This window comes from Streptomyces sp. MZ04 (assembly GCF_004684775.1).
In the GTDB taxonomy this organism is placed as follows: domain Bacteria; phylum Actinomycetota; class Actinomycetes; order Streptomycetales; family Streptomycetaceae; genus Streptomyces.
The window spans coordinates 1-15,520 of record NZ_SRIC01000201.1; the positions used below are offsets into that span (position 1 = coordinate 1).

Consider the following 15,520-nt stretch of genomic DNA (forward strand, 5'->3'; position numbering starts at 1 on the left):
CCCCCGGAACCGCCGCCGCTCCCCCACCGGCAGCGCTCCCTTCGAGTCCGCGAGCCGGACCACCGGGTCGTCCGCGCCCTCGCGGCCCGCGACCACCGGCTTCGGGGCGCGGGCCGCCTTCGCGCGGTACTGCGCCGCGTCGGCGAGGCGGAACAGGCGGCGGCCCGAGCGGACCTCACCGATCGGGTCCGCCGTCGACGCGACCCCGCACGCGACACCGTCCCCCAGCTCCAACTCAGCCGCCCGTACGCACAGTTCGTCCGCGACCCGCACCACCTCGTCGGCGGTGGGGCCCACCGCGAGCAGGCAGAACTCGTCGCCGCCGAGCCGCGCGGCAAGCGTCCCCGGCAGCATCGCCCCGCACAGCGAGAGCACCGAGCCGAAACGTTCGAGCAGCCGGTCGCCGACCGCGTGCCCCTGGGTGTCGTTGACGCGCTTGAGGCCATTGACGTCACACACGACCAGGCTCACCACCACGCCCTCCGCACGGTGCCGCGCCACCGCCTCCTCGAGCCGCACATCGACCGCGCGCCGGTTCGCGAGGCCCGTCAGCGAGTCGGTGAAGGCGAGGCGCCTTGCCTCCTCCAGACGCTCGGTCTGCGCGATGCCCGCCGCCACGACCGAGGCCAGCACCGTCGCGAAGTCCGCGTCCGCGCGGTCGAAGGGCGGCGCTCCCACCGGCCGCGCCACATACAGCTCGCCCCACGCCCGCCCGTGCAGCACGATCGGCGCGACCACGCAGCAGCCGCGGCCCCGCCTGCGCAGGGCGGCGACCCGCTGGTGGCAGTAGCCGGGGGAGCCGTCGTCCGCGGGCCCACGGGCCGTCTCGACCCAGGCGTGCGGTTCACCGCCGCCCGCCCACCGCTCGTGCAGGAACTCGGTGATCTCCGGAAACTCGTGCACCGGATACGCCTCGCGCTCCGGGAACTCTTCCTCGCCCTCGGCCCGTTCGCCCACGTTCACGAGCACCCGCAACCGCCCCAGGTCCCGCTCCCACACGGACAGCGCGGCGAAACTCCCGGACAGCGCACGGCACGCGCCGACGGCGGCCGCCCGCCACGACTCGCGTGGGGTGTGCGCGGTGGCCATCCCCTGCGCGAGCGCCACCACGGCCCGCAGCCGAACTCCCTCTCCCATCTCCCTAGATTAGGAGATTCAAGACATTTTGGGCGATCGAAACATTACAGAGAGTGCGGAGTCACCCCTGCAGCCCCTGCCACCCCCAGGCCACCACCGCCGCTACTCCCCCGGCCACTGCGGCTTCCGCTTCTCGTTGAACGCCGCGACGCCCTCCGCCCGGTCACCGGAGAAGGCCACCGAGCGCCAGGCCGCGTCCTCGACCTCGAGCCCGGCCCGCAGGTCGAGCCCCTGCCCCAGGCGCAGGGCGCGCTTGGCGGCGCGCAGCCCGACGGGCGAGTTGCCCGCGATCCGCGCCCCGAGCGCCAGCGCCTCGGCACGGTCATCGCCCTGTCCCACCAGCTGGTCGACGAGCCCCAACTCCCGCGCCTCGTCCGCCTCCACGCGCCGCGCGGTGAACACCAGCTCGGCGGCCCTCGCCGCCCCCACCCGGCGCGGAAGCAACTGCGTACCGCCGCCGCCGGGAATGACGCCGACCGACACCTCGGGGAGCCCGACCACGGCGGTCGCGTCGGCGACGATGAGATCGCAGGCGAGCGCGAGCTCGAAGCCGCCGCCCAGCGCGAAGCCGTGCACGGCGGCGATGGTCGGCATGGGCAGTTCGAGTACGCCGGTGTAGGCGGCCCGCGTGGTGGGGCGCTGGCGCACCAAGTCGGCGTCGGAGAAGGAATTGCGCTCCTTCAGGTCGGCGCCGACGCAGAAGGCCCGCTCATGGGTGGAGGTCAGGACCACGACACGGGCGTCGCGGTCGTCCGCGAGGGCGGCGCAGGCGGCGCCGATGGAGCGGGCCATCTCGGTCGAGACCGCGTTCATGGCCTTGGGCCGGTCAAGGACGAGTTCGGCGACGTAGCCGTGCCGCCGAACCCCGACAAACTCCCCGTACCGCTGCTCGCCGCCCATGGCTGTCCTCCACGTCGAGTTAACGCCCGTTACCGGGCCACGCCGGGGATCATGCCACTGCTACTGGGGAATCGGGCAGGCGGGCGGGAAAAATCCGAGAACTCAGCCGCGGCGGGCCAGCAGCCAAGGCTCGACGACACCGAGCCCTCGCACAGGCCGCTGCCACATCGGCTGCAGCGCAAACCGATAGGACGGCGGCTCCTCGCCCTCCTTCTCCGCGGCGGCGGCAGCCTCCGCGGCCTCCGTCTCGGAGGCCGGCGCATCGCCCGTACGCGTCAGCTCCTCCGCGAGCGCCCCGTCCACGAGGACCGCGTCCCGAGGCGCTATCGACGTGAGACGGCTCGCGAGGTTCACCGTCGTACCGAAGACATCGCCCATCCGCGTGGTGACCGTTCCGAAGGCGATGCCGACGCGCAGCTCGGGCATGGTCTCGTCGTTGGCCATGGTCTCGATGAGCCGCAGCGCGATCTCCGCGGCGGTGCCCGCGTCATCGGCGGCGTACAGAACCTCGTCGCCCAGCGTCTTGATGAGCCGACCGCCGTGCGCCGCGACAAGGTCGGCGGCGGTGGTCTCGAAGGCCTCGACGAGCTCGCCGAGTTCCTCCTCCTCCATGCGACGCGTGAGCCGCGTGAAGCCGACGAGGTCGGCGAATCCGACGGCGAGCCGCCGGTCGACCATCTCCTCGTCATCGGCGGCCTGGACGACCCGCCCGGTCGCGGCGGCGAGCTGCCGCCGCCACACATAGACGAGGAACTCCTCCAGCTCGGGCAGGAGAAGCTCTATCAAGGGGTACGTCACTTCGGTCCGCGTCATGCCCGGCTCGGGCGGCTCCGTCAGACCCTCGAGGAACGAGTCGATCTGCCATTCGGCGAGGCGGGCGGTGGTCTGCCCGGTCGACCGGGCCACCTGGACCGCCATCGCCTCGCTGAGCAGCCCCGCCTCGACGAGACCGGCGAGGCGGCGCAGCGCGAGCACATCCGCCTCGGTCAGCGCCTTGGCCTGCCCGATGTCCGGGAACCCCATGGCCCGCCAGAAACGGGAGGCCAGTTCCATGGACACGCCCGCGCTGCGGGCCGCCTGGAACGGGGTGTAGCGGCGGTCGGCTCCGAGGATCAGCCCTTCGAGGCGCAGGGCGAGGGGATCCTTCTCCGGCTCCTCGTCGACCTCGCCGGGCCTGGAGGGCGGCTCGGGCGGCCCCGAGCCGGAGCCCGTGTCGTCGACGGTCACGCCTGCTGCCCTTCCGATCTGCCGCGGTCAGGTATCGACCGGCGCCAACTTTACGGCAGGTGTGCCCCAGCTCACGCCTAGCGGGGCGGCTCGGTCCGTTTAAACCCCGCGCACATGCACAATGTCGCCCGCTCCCACCGGCTCCTGCACCCCGTCCCCGGTGGCGAGAACCAGCCGCCCGTCGCCGTCCACCGCCACGGCCTCCCCGGTGATCGACCGGTCGCCCGGGAGTTCCGCGCGGACCTTGCGGCCCAGCGTGGCGCAGCCCGCCGCGTACGTTTCCTGGAGGCCGGAGGCCGCCGGGTCGCCCTGGGCGTCGCGCCAGTCGGTGTACCAGCGGTCCAGGGAGCGCAGCACGGCCCGCAGCAGCGGGTCGCGGTCCGTCGTGGCCGCCCCGGCAAGCGCCAGCGAACCCGCGCCGGGGACCGGCAGCTCGTCCGCCCGGAGCGTGACGTTGATACCGACCCCGACCACGACACCCGCGCCCGCGGTTCCCGCCCGCTCCGCCAGGATCCCGCCCGCCTTCCGTTCCTCTCCCCCGACCGTCACCAGCAGGTCGTTCGGCCACTTGAGTGCCGTGTCCACGCCGGCCGCCCGCGAGAGGCCCGTGGCGACGGCGACCCCGGTGAGCAGCGGCAGCCACCCCCAGCGTTCGACCGGCACGTCGGCGCCCGGCTTGAGGAGTACGGAGAAGAAGAGCCCGGAGCGGGCCGGCGCCGTCCAGCGGCGGTCGAGGCGGCCGCGCCCCGAGCTCTGCTCCTCGGCGACGAGGACCGCGCCCTCGGGGAGCTCGTCCGCGCGGGCGGCCAGGTCGGTGTTGGTCGACCCCGTCGCGGGCACCACGTCCAGGGAGGTCCACAGTTCCCCTTCCCGCAGCAGCGCCCGCCGCAGTGCCGTGGCGTTCAGCGGCGGGCGATCCAGGTCCGACCAGCGGCTGGCGTCGGGGGTCTCGTCAGGGGTGTCCGAAGCGTCGTCTGAAGCATCTCGCGGCGTCATGCAAGCCACCTTAGGTGTGGTAAACGCCGCACTGCTGATCTGTATGCGCGCCGATACCCTACGAGTCAGTAGCAAGCCGCCAGTCGCCCCTTTGAGCAGGCAGGGAGCCGCATCCCTATGTCCGAGCCGGAAGAGCCCAACGTGCCCGTGCCCAGCGCCGCAAGCGATACCGAGAACGCCACCGCCGCAACCCCCGGTATCGACATCCATACGACTGCGGGAAAACTCGCTGATCTGCAGCGCCGCATCGAGGAGGCCAAGCACGCCGGCTCCGCTCGCGCGGTCGAAAAGCAGCACGCCAAGGGCAAGTTGACGGCACGCGAGCGGGTCGACCTGCTCCTCGACGAGGGTTCCTTCGTCGAGTTCGACGAGTTCGCCCAGCACCGGTCGACCAACTTCGGCCTGGACGCCAACCGCCCTTACGGCGACGGCGTGGTGACCGGTTACGGCACCGTCGACGGCCGTCCCGTGGCGGTGTTCTCGCAGGACTTCACCGTCTTCGGCGGTGCCCTCGGTGAGGTCTTCGGGCAGAAGATCGTCAAGGTCATGGACTTCGCCCTGAAGACCGGCTGTCCGGTCATCGGCATCAACGACTCGGGCGGCGCCCGTATCCAGGAGGGCGTCATGGCCCTCGGGATGTACGGCGAGATCTTCCGCCGCAACACCCACGCCTCCGGTGTGATCCCGCAGATCAGCCTGGTCGTCGGCCCGTGCGCGGGCGGCGCGGTCTACTCCCCCGCCATCACCGACTTCACGGTCATGGTCGACCAGACCTCGCACATGTTCATCACAGGACCGGACGTCATCAAGACGGTCACGGGTGAGGACGTCGGCTTCGAGGAGCTCGGCGGCGCCCGCACCCACAACAGCACCTCCGGTGTCGCGCACCACATGGCGGGCGACGAGAAGGACGCCATCGAGTACGTCAAGTCCCTTCTCTCCTACCTGCCTTCGAACAACCTCAGCGAGCCCCCCGCCTTCCCCGAGGAGGCGGACCTGGCGCTGACGGACGAGGACCGCGAGCTCGACACGCTGGTCCCGGACAGCGCCAACCAGCCGTACGACATGCACAGCGTGATCGAACACGTCCTGGACGACGCCGAGTTCTTCGAGACGCAGCCGCTGTTCGCGCCGAACATCGTCACCGGCTTCGGCCGGATCGAGGGCCGCCCGGTGGGCATCGTCGCCAACCAGCCGACGCAGTTCGCCGGCTGCCTGAACATCGACGCATCCGAGAAGGGCGCCCGCTTCGTCCGCACCTGCGACGCGTTCAACGTCCCGGTCATCACCTTCGTCGACGTCCCCGGCTTCCTGCCGGGCGTCGAGCAGGAGCACACGGGCATCATCCGCCGCGGCGCCAAGCTGATCTACGCGTACGCGGAGGCGACGGTCCCGCTGATCACCGTCATCACCCGCAAGGCGTTCGGCGGCGCGTACGACGTCATGGGCTCCAAGCACCTGGGCGCCGACCTCAACCTGGCCTGGCCGACCGCGCAGATCGCGGTGATGGGCGCGCAGGGCGCGGTGAACATCCTGCACCGCCGCACGATCGCCGCGGCGGACGACCAGGAGGCGACCCGCGCGCAGCTGATCCAGGAGTACGAGGACACGCTGCTCAACCCGTACACGGCCGCCGAGCGCGGCTACATCGACGCCGTGATCATGCCGTCGGAGACCCGCTCGCATCTGGTGCGCGGCCTGCGTCAGCTGCGTACGAAGCGGGAAAGCCTTCCCCCGAAGAAGCACGGCAACATCCCTCTGTAGACCGCGCCCCAGCGAGGAGACCACTCATGATCAAGGTCGTACGGGGCAATCCCACCCCGGAGGAGCTGGCCGCCGCACTGGCGGTGGTCCAGGCGCGCGCCGCGGCGGTGGCGAACCAGCCGTCCGGCGCGCCCGCGGTCCTCGACGCGTGGGCGGACCCCGCGCGGGTGGCCCGCGACAAGATGCCCGCGCCGGGGCCGACGGCGTGGGGGCGTACGTACTGGCCCGTGTAGGGCCCGAGAAGATGAGCGGTACGGGCCGGGGCGCCTGAGTACGCGTACTCAGGCGCCCCGGCGCGGCCGACAGCAGTATCGGGTCATGCTGTGGTCCGACCCGGAGAACAACCCGCCCAAGGACATGCGGGACATGCAGGCGAAGATGCGCCGTGCGGGGGTCGTCCTCGCCCTGGCGATGGTCATCGCCATGTTCGTCCTGGGCATGCACTGAGGTCGCGCCTCGCTAACCTGACGGCATGAGTGATCAGCCCCGAGGGCCCCGCCGTCTCGTCCTCGCGTCCAAGTCCCCCGCCCGGCTCGGCCTGCTTCGCCAGGCCGGCCTCGCCCCCGAGGTGATCGTCAGCGGGGTCGACGAGGACGCCGTCTCCGCACCGACCCCCGCCGAGCTCGCCCTGGCCCTGGCCGAGGCCAAGGCCTCGGTCGTCTCCGCGCGCCCGGACGTGAAGGGCGCCATCGTCATCGGCTGCGACTCGGTCCTCGAACTGGACGGAGAGGCGCTCGGCAAGCCCGCGGACGCCGAGGAGGCCACCGCGCGCTGGAAGTCCATGCGTGGCCGCGCGGGCGTCCTGCAGACCGGCCACAGCGTCTACGACACGGTGTCGGGCCGCCACGTCTCGGCGGTCGCCTCGACCGTGGTCCGCTTCGGCGACCCCTCGGACGCGGAGATCGCCTCGTACGTCGCCAGCGGCGAACCACTGCACGTGGCGGGCGCGTTCACGCTGGACGGCCGCTCGGCGCCGTTCATCGACGGCATCGACGGCGACCACGGCAACGTGATCGGCCTCTCGCTCCCCCTGCTCCGCCGTCTGCTCGCCGAACTGGGCGTCGGCATCACGGAGTTGTGGGAGGCGTAGGCCAGGCGCTCACGCGGGCTGCGGGGCGCCGTTCTCGGGCGTCCCGCTGCTCGCCGCCCCCTTGCCGTCCTGCGGCGCGTTGGCCTCGTCCTGCGCCTTCCTGTCGTACGCCACCAGCGTCAGGACGATGAGCCCGAGCACGACCATCATGAAGACGAACGCGACCCAGCCCACCAGGCCCACCGAGAACGCGCCGAGCAGTCCGTGCACGACGGCGGCGCTGATCAGGAGCAGCCGCCCGAAGCGGCCCGGCGCGCGGTCGCCGATCGCGGAGCGCAGCAGAATCACGCCGCAGAGCGCGAGGTAGAGGCCGAAGAGGCCGCCCGCGATCCATGTCGACACCGTCATCGCCCGCGGGTCGAGGCCCGCGAGGGACATGTCCTGCTTGTCCACGACGAGCCCGAGGAACCAGTTGAGGAGTGCGATGCCGACCGCCTCCGCAAAGAGCACGATCGCGCCCACCCAGGCCACCGGTCTACGCGCCACGGCGCCCACCCTCTTCCGCTTCGGCTTGCTGTTACCCCAAGTACGTTCGAGACATCATGAACGCTACTAACGGGTAAACCCGGGGACAAGGCCTCTGCCGAAGGCAAAGAATCATTGGGCCATTCGTAGGGACTCCACAAAGATTGCCGCTCTGTCGCAGGCCGCCCTCACAGAGACCTAGACCACATCCGAGGGCTACGCTGCCGGGGAGAGACCCTGCGTACCGTGGTACGACAAGGGATTTCGCGGACCTAGCCGGCCTCGAGTGACACTCCGTGTGGGCAAGCTCACCATTGGGGACGGGTCGTAAGCCCGTGTCGGCAGTCCCTAAACTCGGCTTGTTTCAAGGAGGGAGCCATCGTGCGCAAGGTGCTCATCGCCAACCGTGGCGAAATCGCTGTCCGCGTTGCTCGGGCATGCCGGGATGCAGGGATCGCGAGCGTAGCCGTCTACGCAGATCCTGACCGGGATGCTCTGCATGTCAGGGCAGCTGACGAGGCGTTCGCCCTTGGCGGTGACACTCCGGCCACCAGCTACCTGGACATTTCCAAGGTGCTGGCCGCGGCCAAGGACGCGGGGGCGGACGCGGTCCACCCCGGCTACGGCTTCCTTTCGGAGAACGCCGACTTCGCGCAGGCCGTACTCGACGCGGGCCTGATCTGGATCGGCCCGCCGCCGCAGGCCATCCGTGACCTGGGTGACAAGGTCGCCGCCCGGCACATCGCGCAGCGCGCGGGTGCCCCGCTGGTGGCCGGTACGCCCGACCCGGTGTCCGGCGCCGACGAGGTCGTCGCCTTCGCCGAGGAGCACGGCCTGCCCATCGCGATCAAGGCCGCCTTCGGTGGCGGCGGGCGCGGCCTGAAGGTCGCCCGCACGCTCGAGGAAGTCCCCGAGCTGTACGACTCCGCGGTGCGCGAGGCCGTGGCCGCCTTCGGCCGCGGCGAGTGCTTCGTGGAGCGCTACCTGGACAAGCCGCGGCACGTGGAGACCCAGTGCCTGGCCGACAAGCACGGCAACGTGGTCGTCGTGTCCACCCGTGACTGCTCGCTGCAGCGCCGCCACCAGAAGCTCGTCGAGGAGGCGCCCGCGCCGTTCCTGAGCGAGGCGCAGAACGCCGAGCTGTACGCGGCGTCGAAGGCGATCCTCAAGGAAGCCGGGTACGTGGGCGCCGGCACCGTCGAGTTCCTCGTCGGCGTCGACGGCACGATCTCCTTCCTGGAGGTCAACACCCGTCTGCAGGTGGAGCACCCGGTCACCGAAGAGGTCACCGGCATCGACCTGGTCCGCGAGATGTTCCGCATCGCCGACGGCGAGGAACTGGGCTACGGCGACCCGCAACTGCGCGGCCACTCCTTCGAGTTCCGCATCAACGGCGAGGACCCGGGCCGGGGCTTCCTGCCCGCGCCCGGCACCGTCACCACCTTCGCGCCGCCCTCCGGCCCCGGCGTCCGCCTGGACGCGGGCGTCGAGTCCGGCAGCGTGATCGGCCCGGCGTGGGACTCGCTCCTCGCCAAGCTGATCGTCACCGGCGCGACGCGTCAGCAGGCCCTGCAGCGGGCCGCCCGCGCCCTCGATGAGTTCACCGTGGAGGGCATGGCCACGGCCATCCCGTTCCACCGCGCGGTCGTCAAGGACCCGGCGTTCGCCCCCGAACTGACGGGCTCCACGGACCCGTTCACGATCCACACCCGCTGGATCGAGACCGGGTTCGTCAACGAGATCCCGGCGTTCGCGGCTGCCGCGGACACCGAGACGGACGAGGAGCCGGGCCGCGAGACGGTCGTCGTCGAGGTCGGCGGCAAGCGCCTCGAGGTCTCCCTGCCGTCCTCCCTGGGCATGACCATCGCCCGCACCGCGGCGGCGGGCGGCGCCCGCCCCAAGCGGCGCGCGGCGAAGAAGTCGGGCCCGGCGGCGTCCGGCGACACCCTCGCCTCTCCGATGCAGGGCACGATCGTCAAGATCGCTGTCGAGGAGGGCCAGGAGGTCAAGGAGGGCGACCTCGTCGTGGTCCTCGAGGCCATGAAGATGGAGCAGCCCCTGAACGCCCACCGCTCCGGCACGATCAAGGGCCTCACGGCGGAGGTGGGCGCGAGCCTTACTTCCGGTGCGGTTATTTGCGAGATCAAGGACTGATCCCGCAGCGACGCGAGGTTCCTGGGGCTCCGCCCCAGACCTCGCTCCTCAAACGCCGGAGGGGCTGAATTTTCCCGGCCCCGGCTGAAGTCCTTCAGCCGGGGCCGGGAAAGACTTTTCAGCCCGTCCGGCGATTGAGGACGAACTCGGCGGAGCCGGTGATCAACGGTGCGCAAGGCCGGGCCCCGCCCATCAGGCATCCTTGAAGCACCGCACGTTCAGGGAGGCCCCGCATGGCACAGCAGGAGCCACAGAAGCGCCCCCGCTCGCAAAGAGCCGACGCGCGCCGCAACTACGACCGGCTCCTCGCAGAGGCCCGCACCGCCTTCGCAGAGCAAGGCACCGGCGCCTCGCTAGAGGACATCGCCCGCCACGCGAACGTAGGCATCGGCACCCTCTACCGCCACTTCCCCAACCGGCACGCCCTGATGAGCGCCGTCTTCGAAGAGGCGGTGGGCGACCTGCTCGCCCGCTCCCGCGCGCTGCTCGACGACCCGCAGCCCTGCCACGCCCTGGTGACCTGGCTGCGCGCCATCATCACTCATGCGGGTGAGTACCGCGGGGTCTCCCGCGCCCTCATGTCGGCGTCGCACGACGACAGTTCGGCGCTCGCGCGGTGCAGCAGGCCGATGCGCGAGGCGGGCGAGGCCCTGCTGACCCGGGCGCAGCGCGCCGGTGCCGTACGCCCCGGTGTGTCGATCGGGGATCTGATGCAGCTGACCAACGCGATCGCGCTGGCGGCCGAAGAGACCCCGGAGGAGCCGGAGTTGGCCGACCGCCTGCTGATGCTGACGCTGGGCGGCCTGAAGCTCGACGGGGCGGCCGCGCCCGCCGGGACCGAGACCGCCGCACCGGCAGCCCCGGCCAAGGACTCAGCGGCGGCGTAGATCCGCGACCCGTGCGGCCCGCTCCCCGGGCGACTGTTCCCCGAGGACCGCACTGCGCAACTGCGGCCCCGCACCGCTCCCATGACCACCATGGGTACGACGCTGCCCCGGCAGGGGAACGTCCCGGCGCGGCTGGCGCGCCGGGACGGAATCCACGCCGTTTCCGGAGTTGGGGCCGGCACTCCCGCCCGCCACGGCGATCTGCACACCCTGGTCGGCCAGGGCCTGCAACTCGGTGGCCGCGCGGTCGTCATGGGTGGGCGGTTCGTCGGTGACCAGGCGGGTGATGACGTCCGTCGGCACCGTCTGGAACATCGTGTCGGTGCCGAGCTTGGTGTGGTCGGCGAGGACCACGACCTCGGCCGCCGCCTGGACGAGCGCGCGGTCCACGCTCGCCGACAGCATGTTGGACGTGGAGAGACCGCGTTCGGCGGTCAGACCACTGCCCGAGAGGAAGGCACGGGACACCCGCAGTCCCTGCAGGGACTGTTCGGCCCCGCTGCCCACCAGGGCGTAGTTGGACCCGCGCAGGGTGCCGCCCGTCATGACGACTTCCACCCTGTTGGCATGCGCCAACGCCTGTGCCACCAGGAGGGAGTTGGTGACGACGGTCAGGCCGGGCACCCGCGCGAGCCGGCGGGCCAGCTCCTGCGTGGTCGTACCCGCCCCGACGACGATGGCTTCGCCCTCTTCGACGAGACCCGCCGCGAGATCGGCGATGGCCGTCTTCTCGGCGGTCGCGAGATGTGATTTCTGCGGAAAGCCGGACTCCCGCGTGAATCCGCCCGGCAATACCGCACCGCCATGTCGGCGGTCGAGGAGTCCTTCTGCCTCCAGCGCGCGCACGTCCCGCCGTACGGTCACTTCGGAGGTCTGGACGACGCGGGCGAGCTCGCGGAGCGATACCGCTCCGTTGGCCCGCACCATTTCGAGGATCAATTGGCGACGTTCTGCAGCGAACACGAAACTGACAGTAACCCCAACGACCGTCTGCTTTCAGCAGTTTGCGCCGAATTACAGAAGTTGTTCGCACGGCAACACCCGAAGTGGTATACGCGCCTACCCGACCCGCCTATGCCCCGCGAATGCTCCGCAACAGCGCGTGACCTGCGCAGAGTTGATACCCAGGCGAGCGCCGTCTCATCCGCGACGCACGCCTCCGGAGTCTCGCTCAGGCCTCGCCCGTGGTCTTTCGCGTGTGAAGTTGACGCGCGACCTCGGCGATCGACCCCGAAAGAGATGGGTACACGGTGAAGGCCTTCGCGATCTGTTCAACCGTCAGATTGTTGTCGACCGCGATCGAGATGGGGTGGATCAGTTCCGAAGCGCGCGGCGCGACGACCACGCCGCCGACCACGATCCCCGTACCCGGACGGCAGAAGATCTTGACGAAGCCGTCGCGGATGCCCTGCATCTTCGCGCGCGGGTTGCGCAGCAGCGGCAGCTTCACGACGCGGGCGTCGATCTTGCCGGCGTCCACGTCGGACTGGCTGTAGCCGACCGTGGCGATCTCGGGGTCGGTGAAGACGTTCGAGGAGACCGTCTTCAGGTTCAGCGGCGTCACCGCGTCGCCCAGGAAGTGGTACATCGCGATGCGGCCCTGCATGGCGGCGACAGAGGCAAGGGCGAAGATCCCGGTCACGTCACCGGCGGCGTACACACCGGGAGCGGACGTCCTGGAGACCTTGTCGGTCCAGATGTGCCCGGAGTCCTTGAGCTTGACCCCGGCCTCCTCCAGGCCCATGCCGCTGCTGTTGGGGATGGCGCCGACGGCCATCAGGCAGTGTGTGCCGGTGATGACGCGCCCGTCGTCCAGCGTCACCTCGACGCGGTCGCCCACCCGCTTGGCGGAAGCGGCGCGGGAGCGCGACATGACGTTCATGCCGCGGCGGCGGAAGACGTCCTCGAGGACCGCGGCGGCGTCCGGGTCCTCGCCGGGCAGCACGCGATCGCGGCTCGATACGAGGGTGACATTGGACCCGAGTGCCTGGTAGGCGCCGGCGAACTCGGCGCCCGTGACACCGGAACCGACCACGATGAGCTCCTCGGGGAGCTCGTCCAGGTCGTACACCTGGGTCCAGTTCAGGATCCGCTCGCCGTCGGGCTGGGCGTCGGGGACCTCGCGCGGGTGACCGCCGGTGGCGATGAGCACGGCGTCGGCGACGAGGGTCTCCTCGCTGCCGTCGGCCGCGCGCACGACGACCTTGCGGGAGCCGTCGATGTCCTGCTGGCCCTCGAGCCGGCCGCGGCCGCGCAGCACGCGCGCGCCCGCACGGGTGACGGAGGCGGTGATGTCGTGGGACTGGGCGAGCGCGAGGCGCTTCACACGGCGGTTGACCTTGCCCAGGTCGACGCCCACCACGCGCGCGGGGGTGTCGATGTGCGGGGTGTCGTCCGCCACGATGATGCCGAGCTCTTCGTACGACGAATCGAAGCTGGTCATCACCTCGGCCGTCGCGATCAGAGTCTTCGACGGAACGCAGTCGGTGAGCACCGACGCCCCGCCCAGACCGTCGCAGTCGACGACGGTCACCTCCGCGCCGAGCTGGGCGGCAACGAGTGCCGCCTCGTATCCGCCGGGTCCGCCGCCAATGATCACGATCCGAGTCACGTACTCCATTGTCCCGCACGCTTCAAGGTGCTTCGCCCCGGGGCCCTGCGAAGCACTTCTGTTACGGGAGGGACACACCTCGTCGCTGCCGTACCCTCGACCACATGTCGCTCTACGCCGCGTACGCCGGCAATCTGGATCCGCGGCTCATGTCCCGCCGCGCCCCGCACTCGCCGCTGCGCCAGACCGGCTGGCTGAACGGCTGGCGGCTGACCTTCGGCGGGGAGCACATGGGCTGGGAGGGCGCCCTGGCCACGATCGTGGAGGCCCCCCGCTCCCAGGTCTTCGTCGCCCTCTACGACATCGCGCCCATGGACGAGGACTCCATGGACCGGTGGGAGGGCGTGGGCCTGGACATCTACCGCCGCATGCGCGTCCGCGTGCACACCCTGGACGGCGAGGAGCCGGCGTGGGTGTACGTCCTCAACGGGTACGAGGGCGGCCTGCCGTCCGCGCGGTACCTGGGCGAGCTGGCCGACGCGGCGGAGTCCGCGGGGGCGCCCCACGACTATGTGATGGAGCTGCGCAAAAGGCCCTGCTGAGGGCCGCCGCCCACGCCTAGACTCAAGGCGGAGCACCGATCAAGCGGAGACGCCATGCAGACCTACCGGATCTACTTCACCGAACAGGCCGGCGCGGCCCGGGACCGGCTGGACGATCAGCAGCGTGCCGCGTTCGACAAGGGCATCTCCCTGCTCGCCCGTGACCCGTTCCCCGCACTGTCCCGGCCGATAAGCTCCACCGGCGACGATCGCACGATCAGGCTGACGCAGAACATCCTGGTCGAGTACTCCGTCAGCATGGGCCGCCTGCTGATCTTCATCGTCGAGGTCTTCAACGACAAGGACGTGTTCGTCAAGGACACGGACTGACCGACCACCGGATCCGCTGGGCCCAGCCTTCGTCGGAAACGACAACACAACGATCCGTATCCCGTTCACATCGTCATCTACGCGCGTAGGCACAAACCAGCTACCCTCGTCGACGTGAACGCTTCAGTTATTCCGGACGACATCCAGGGCGACCCCTACGCCGCCGCCGACGCCGCCGCCGCGCGCCTGCGTGAGCTGACGGGCGCCGAGACCCACGACGTAGCCCTTGTGATGGGCTCCGGCTGGGCACCGGCCGTGGACGCGCTCGGCGTGCCCGAGGCCGAGTTCCCGGTCACCGAGCTGCCCGGCTTCCCGCCGCCGGCGGTCGAGGGCCACGGCGGCCGCATCCGCTCCTTCAAGGTCGGTGACAAGCGCGCCCTGGTCTTCCTGGGCCGCACCCACTACTACGAGGGCCGTGGCGTCGCCGCCGTCGCGCACGGCGTGCGTACGGCCGTGGCCGCGGGCTGCAAGACGATCGTGCTGACCAACGGCTGTGGTGGCCTGCGCGACGGCATGCGTCCCGGCCAGCCGGTCCTGATCAACGACCACCTCAACCTGACGGCCACGTCGCCGATCGTCGGCGCGAACTTCGTGGACCTGACGGACCTGTACTCGCCGCGGCTGCGGGCGCTCTGCAAGGAGATCGACCCCTCCCTCGAAGAGGGCGTGTACGCGCAGTTCCCCGGCCCGCACTACGAGACGCCGGCGGAGATCCGCATGGCCCGCACGATCGGCGCGGACCTGGTGGGCATGTCCACGGTCCTCGAGGCGATCGCCGCGCGCGAGGCGGGCGCGGAGGTGCTCGGCATCTCCCTGGTGACGAACCTCGCCGCGGGCATGACGGGCGAGCCCCTGAACCACGAAGAGGTCCTCCAGGCGGGCCGCGACAGCGCCACCCGCATGGGTGAGCTCCTCGGCCAGGTGCTGGGCCGCATCTGACGGGTGTCCCCGCTCGTCCGGTTACCCCGCCGCGGGTAACCGGACGGGTAGGTGTGACTACTGGACCCCGCCGACACACTCCGCACACGAGAGGCTGACGACACGTGCTGGACGACCCCGAACTCATCGCGCGGGCCCAGGCCTGGCTGGCCGAGGACCCGGACCCCGAGACCCGCGAGGAGCTCGCCAAGCTCATCGACGGCGCGGACGCCGAAGACCTGGCCGCCCGCTTCAGCGGCACCCTCCAGTTCGGCACGGCGGGCCTCCGCGGCGAGCTGGGCGCGGGCCCGATGCGGATGAACCGCTCCGTGGTCATCCGCGCGGCCGCGGGACTCGCCGCGTATCTCAGGTCCAAGAACCAAACCGACGGTCTCGTAGTCATCGGTTACGACGCCCGCTACAAGTCCGCGGACTTCGCGCGCGACACCGCGGCCGTGATGACGGGCGCGGGCCTCAAGGCGGCCGTACTGCCCCGCCC

Annotated in this window: 16 protein-coding genes and 1 pseudogene; 10 read left to right on the plus strand and 7 right to left on the minus strand. The window is 70.9% G+C overall.

Going from position 1 to position 15,520, the window contains the following annotated elements; translation table 11 throughout:
• The 4 genes from E2651_RS30705 to E2651_RS30720 form a co-directional block, all read right to left on the minus strand.
• Window positions 1–1,137: diguanylate cyclase (locus tag E2651_RS30705; RefSeq protein WP_135334512.1), on the minus strand; the 1,137-nt coding region annotated here is incomplete at its 3' end.
• 102 nt (window positions 1,138–1,239) lie between these two features.
• Entirely contained in the window at window positions 1,240–2,037 is a 798-nt protein-coding gene (locus E2651_RS30710; protein WP_135334513.1) for an enoyl-CoA hydratase-related protein, read from the minus strand.
• Between the two features lie 102 nt (window positions 2,038–2,139).
• Entirely contained in the window at window positions 2,140–3,264 is a 1,125-nt protein-coding gene (locus E2651_RS30715) for an adenylate/guanylate cyclase domain-containing protein (protein WP_135334514.1), read from the minus strand.
• Between the two features lie 99 nt (window positions 3,265–3,363).
• Window positions 3,364–4,260: a biotin--[acetyl-CoA-carboxylase] ligase gene (locus tag E2651_RS30720; protein ID WP_135334515.1), complete on the minus strand. Its 897-nt coding sequence runs from the start codon at window positions 4,258–4,260 to the stop codon at window positions 3,364–3,366.
• Window positions 4,261–4,377: 117 nt separating this feature from the next.
• Here E2651_RS30720 and E2651_RS30725 point away from each other — a divergent pair, with 117 nt between their 5' ends.
• From E2651_RS30725 to E2651_RS30735, 4 genes are all read left to right on the plus strand, one after another.
• Window positions 4,378–6,024, plus strand: a complete 1,647-nt coding sequence (locus tag E2651_RS30725) for an acyl-CoA carboxylase subunit beta (protein ID WP_245239342.1) — start codon at window positions 4,378–4,380, stop codon at window positions 6,022–6,024.
• Window positions 6,025–6,050: 26 nt separating this feature from the next.
• The gene (locus E2651_RS30730) at window positions 6,051–6,257 is read left to right on the plus strand and encodes an acyl-CoA carboxylase subunit epsilon (RefSeq protein ID WP_135334516.1); all 207 of its coding nucleotides are present in this window, start codon (window positions 6,051–6,053) and stop codon (window positions 6,255–6,257) included.
• Between the two features lie 85 nt (window positions 6,258–6,342).
• A complete protein-coding gene (locus E2651_RS46005) occupies window positions 6,343–6,471 on the plus strand; it encodes a hypothetical protein (RefSeq protein ID WP_280922814.1) in 129 nt (42 codons plus the stop codon).
• A 25-nt stretch (window positions 6,472–6,496) separates the two neighbouring features.
• Window positions 6,497–7,114, plus strand: a complete 618-nt coding sequence (locus E2651_RS30735) for a nucleoside triphosphate pyrophosphatase (RefSeq protein ID WP_135334517.1) — start codon at window positions 6,497–6,499, stop codon at window positions 7,112–7,114.
• 9 nt (window positions 7,115–7,123) lie between these two features.
• Here E2651_RS30735 and E2651_RS30740 read toward each other — a convergent pair whose 3' ends face one another.
• Entirely contained in the window at window positions 7,124–7,600 is a 477-nt protein-coding gene (locus E2651_RS30740; protein ID WP_245239343.1) for a hypothetical protein, read from the minus strand.
• A 360-nt stretch (window positions 7,601–7,960) separates the two neighbouring features.
• Here E2651_RS30740 and E2651_RS30745 point away from each other — a divergent pair, with 360 nt between their 5' ends.
• Together E2651_RS30745 and E2651_RS30750 are read left to right on the plus strand one after the other, a co-directional pair.
• A complete protein-coding gene (locus E2651_RS30745) occupies window positions 7,961–9,733 on the plus strand; it encodes a biotin carboxylase N-terminal domain-containing protein (RefSeq protein WP_135334519.1) in 1,773 nt (590 codons plus the stop codon).
• Between the two features lie 233 nt (window positions 9,734–9,966).
• The gene (locus E2651_RS30750; protein WP_135334520.1) at window positions 9,967–10,620 is read left to right on the plus strand and encodes a TetR/AcrR family transcriptional regulator; all 654 of its coding nucleotides are present in this window, start codon (window positions 9,967–9,969) and stop codon (window positions 10,618–10,620) included.
• Here the strand turns inward: E2651_RS30750 and E2651_RS30755 are convergent.
• Window positions 10,606–11,583: a DeoR/GlpR family DNA-binding transcription regulator gene (locus E2651_RS30755; protein ID WP_135334521.1), complete on the minus strand. Its 978-nt coding sequence runs from the start codon at window positions 11,581–11,583 to the stop codon at window positions 10,606–10,608. The two genes, E2651_RS30750 and E2651_RS30755, sit on opposite strands and share 15 nt — an antisense overlap.
• Window positions 11,584–11,791: 208 nt before the next feature.
• Window positions 11,792–13,240, minus strand: a complete 1,449-nt coding sequence (locus E2651_RS30760) for an NAD(P)H-quinone dehydrogenase (RefSeq protein ID WP_135334522.1) — start codon at window positions 13,238–13,240, stop codon at window positions 11,792–11,794.
• Window positions 13,241–13,335: 95 nt separating this feature from the next.
• Here E2651_RS30760 and E2651_RS30765 point away from each other — a divergent pair, with 95 nt between their 5' ends.
• The 4 genes and pseudogenes from E2651_RS30765 to E2651_RS30780 all read left to right on the plus strand — a co-directional run.
• Window positions 13,336–13,773 (plus strand): gamma-glutamylcyclotransferase, encoded by a 438-nt coding sequence (locus tag E2651_RS30765; protein WP_135334523.1) that lies wholly within the window; start codon window positions 13,336–13,338, stop codon window positions 13,771–13,773.
• 54 nt (window positions 13,774–13,827) lie between these two features.
• Entirely contained in the window at window positions 13,828–14,103 is a 276-nt protein-coding gene (locus E2651_RS30770) for a hypothetical protein (RefSeq protein WP_135334524.1), read from the plus strand.
• A 114-nt stretch (window positions 14,104–14,217) separates the two neighbouring features.
• Window positions 14,218–15,042 (plus strand): purine-nucleoside phosphorylase, encoded by an 825-nt coding sequence (locus E2651_RS30775; RefSeq protein ID WP_135334525.1) that lies wholly within the window; start codon window positions 14,218–14,220, stop codon window positions 15,040–15,042.
• 107 nt (window positions 15,043–15,149) lie between these two features.
• Window positions 15,150–15,520 (plus strand): annotated as a pseudogene (locus E2651_RS30780) (phospho-sugar mutase); the annotation flags it as partial.